Consider the following 3022-nt stretch of genomic DNA (forward strand, 5'->3'; position numbering starts at 1 on the left):
GCTTACGGCTTTAGACAAATGGAAATTGAACCCCTCTAATGTATCCGACAAAAAGAAACAAGCTTTAGAACTTAGCTTACTGAAATATTTAGCTAGAATGTCTTCCCGCTGTACTCCTTTCGGGTTATTTGCGGGTTGTACAGTCGGTAAAAAAGCTTCTGAAACAAACATTATACTCGAATCTCGAGAAATGTATTCTCGTCATACCCAATTCGATATGCAATTTTGGGTAGCGCTATTACAAGACTTTGCCAAACGAAAAGAAGTCACACCCTATCTTAAATATTACCAGAATACTTCCATTTATGAGCTCGGTGATTTTTATCGATTTGTAGAATACAAATACATAAAAACCAAAAGAGAGCATAGTATTTCAGCAATACGAAAATCTGACTTACTGTCTCTTTTATTGTCCAAAAGTAAATCGGGCATGACTGTTCATGAAATGATTCATTTACTAGCTGATGATGATGCGGAAACTGAAGAAGCTTTAGAGTTTATTAATCAACTCATCAATTTTCAATTTCTGATAAGTGAATTGGATGCCACAGTGACTGGAAATGATAACATAGAAAGGATCTTTGCTATTCTACATAAAATTCCATCTTTAAATTCTGAATACAAAACCCTAAAAAAAATAAAAAAACAGCTTGCTGCATTGGATTCAAATCTAATTCCTTCCGAAAATAAGTACGAAGAAATAAAAAAAGAAATTCAAAAATTAGGCATTGAATATGACGACAAATACCTCTTTCAAACTGATTTAAAAACAACTGCTTCAGTAAACATATTAAATGATTATGTGCCTAAAAAAGTACTACAAGCTATTCGTTTTTTAAATGGAATTCAGAAGCAAAAAGAATCTGTGAATCAAATCCATTTCATTAAGGCATTTACCAAAAGATACGAATCCCGAGAAATGCCATTGACAGTCGTTTTGGATACGGAATCAGGGATTGGCTATCTTCAAAACCAAGAGATGAATGACACTCATGATCTTTTGGATAAATTCTCTTTTAAAAATAAAATTTTAGAAGAAAAAAATCAAGTCTGGGAAAAATTGGACTTTATTTTAGAAAACAAATTACAAGAATGCCTCTTAAATAAAGAAAAGGCAATAACTCTTTCGGAAAAAGATTTTCCTGATTTTGATGCTAACTTGGAAAATGCTCCAGCCACTTTTTCGGTTATGATTGAGTGTTCGAAAAAGAATGGCGAGGAAATTATTGCAATAGAATCATCTGGAGACGTTAGTGCTGCAAAATTACTTGGGCGTTTTTGCAATGGGAATACTCCAATCCATAATTTGACCAAGGAAATCATCAAAAAAGAAACCAATCATCATTCAGACAAAATTTTGGCAGAAATCGTCCATATTCCAGAATCCAGAACCGGAAATATATTGAGAAGACCCGTTTTAAGAGATTTTGAAATTCCTTATCTATCGAATTCAGGGGTAAATAAAAAACACCAAATTGAGCTAAATGATTTAATGATTTCTATCAAAAACAACATTATTATATTACGATCCAAAAAACACAAAAAGGAGGTTATTCCTTGTTTGTCGAATGCACACAACTATTCCAATAAATCATTGCCTATTTATCATTTTTTAGCAGAGTTGCAATCGCAAAATTTAAAACCAATTTATAACTTCTCGTGGGGGATTTTAGAAACTCACCATAACTATTTTCCAAGAGTCATATACAAGGATATAATTCTATCGAAAGCAAAATGGAGTGTAACCAAAGAAGAAATAGATTTTTTTTACCCTCAAAACAATCCTTCCCTATTCGAAATTTTTACAGTTTGGCGAAATAAGCGTAACATTCCCAGATTTACAAACTGGGTACATTTTGACAACACCCTTTTAATTGATTTTGAAACAGAAATAGGAATTCAATTATTTCTAAAATCGGTACGTAATCACACTAACATTAACTTAGAAGAATTTTTATTTACAGAAGAATCGGTAGTTAAAGATAAAACTGGGAAAAACTTCGCCAATCAAATTATTCTTTCATTTTACAAAGAGCAAGCATAACCATGAAAAGAGATTTTTGCATAGGAAGTGAATGGTTGTATTATAAAATATATACTGGCGTTAAAACTGCCGATGTAATTTTAATTGAAAACCTGTATCCTATTATTCAAGAATTAAAAACCGAAAATAGACTCCAAAAATGGTTTTTCATTAGATACAAAGACCCCGATGAACATATTAGAGTACGATTTTACTGCGAAAACATAGAGAATACTTCTATAATAATTTCAAAATTTTACCCTGTTTTACAAATGTTGCTCCAAGAAAATACAATTTGGAAAGTACAAACAGACACCTATCAAAGAGAATTGGAAAGATATGGAAAAAAAACAATTGAAGAATCCGAAACTTTATTTTGGCAGGATAGTGAGATGATGCTAAATTATCTATCTCTTAAATCAAGTTTCATTAAAAATGAAATAGAATTGATTTTTAGTTTTCTATCAATTGACAGTTTTTTAAATTCATTTTCAATAAACAACATTCATAAATTGACTTTGATGGATGAATTACAAGCTTCATTCAAAAAAGAATTTGATGCAGATAAAACTCTTAAAAAAGAAATGAACAAACATTATAGAGAATTGTCTCAGGAAGCACACTATTTTTTGTACAAAACTGCTTCAGAAGATTATTCCAAAATTTATGAATTGATACAAGAAAAACAAAAGCAATCCATTAAAGCAATCTTGTCAATAAAAGGCAAATTGACAATTCCCTTGCTTGAATTTCTAAAGAGTCATATTCATATGATGATAAACCGTCAATACTCATCAAAACAAAGAATATACGAGCTTTTAATCTACGACCATCTGTTCAGATATTATAAAAATATTGAATACTTTAAAAAATAAAAAAAAAGAGAAAATCTAAGCGATTTTCTCCTTTTCCAAAATAAGCGATAACTTGCTACTCCGCAGTAACCGGGTCGATAATTTCCGAAACAAGACTTATTTTATTGGCTGGAAACCCGCCCTT

The 3022-nt window shown here is 31.0% G+C and carries 2 protein-coding genes; both read left to right on the top strand.

All coding sequences use genetic code 11. The features are described from left to right. The coding region (locus tag VFS71_RS04120) for a lantibiotic dehydratase family protein (protein ID WP_326399545.1) at positions 1-2044 on the top strand (2044 nt) is incomplete at its 5' end. A 2-nt stretch (positions 2045-2046) separates the two neighbouring features. Continuing rightward, the gene (locus VFS71_RS04125) at positions 2047-2898 is read left to right on the top strand and encodes a thiopeptide-type bacteriocin biosynthesis protein (protein WP_326399546.1); all 852 of its coding nucleotides are present in this window, start codon (positions 2047-2049) and stop codon (positions 2896-2898) included. Positions 2899-3022 lie beyond the last annotated feature (124 nt).

Source organism: Flavobacterium sp. (assembly GCF_035760125.1).
Lineage (GTDB): Bacteria > Bacteroidota > Bacteroidia > Flavobacteriales > Flavobacteriaceae > Flavobacterium.